Source organism: Bartonella vinsonii subsp. berkhoffii ATCC 51672 (genome assembly GCF_902825225.1).
GTDB classification, from domain to species: domain Bacteria; phylum Pseudomonadota; class Alphaproteobacteria; order Rhizobiales; family Rhizobiaceae; genus Bartonella; species Bartonella berkhoffii.
This window is the reverse complement of record NZ_CADEAK010000228.1, coordinates 1-415: the sequence shown is the minus strand read 5'-3', so window position 1 is coordinate 415 and position 415 is coordinate 1. Positions and strand designations below refer to the sequence as shown.

Sequence of the window (415 nt, the reverse complement as noted above, 5' to 3'; positions counted from 1 at the left end):
AATTTACCAGCATCAACCCCTACATCATAGAAATTCACACCCTGTGTCATAAAAGGGCCTCTTCCCATAGAGTTAGAATCGACAGTAAATAAAGGAATACGTGCTTCCTGTGTGACTTTTGTTGCTCCTTCTAAAACAGAAAGAACCGTATTATCAGCAGGAATAAAAATAACATCCACCTTACCAATTAAAGCTCGTGTTGCCATTTGAACATCAGAAGGTTTAGGCGCTGATGAAGGAATGACATCAATTCCAATTTTATCTGCTACATCCTTTAACATCTTAAGCGTTGAAACAGAATTAGCTTCAGAGGCATTATAAAGATAACCAAGTTTTTTCAAATCTGGTTTTACTTCCTTTAAAAGTCTAAGACTCTCGGCAATATCTATACGATCAGAAGTTCCTGTCACATTGC

1 protein-coding gene is annotated in these 415 nt (G+C 37.1%); it reads right to left on the bottom strand.

Features of this window, described 5'->3' with window-relative positions; all coding sequences use genetic code 11:
* The coding region (locus J7R10_RS09045) for an ABC transporter substrate-binding protein (RefSeq protein WP_281432522.1) at nt 1–415 on the bottom strand (415 nt) is incomplete at both ends.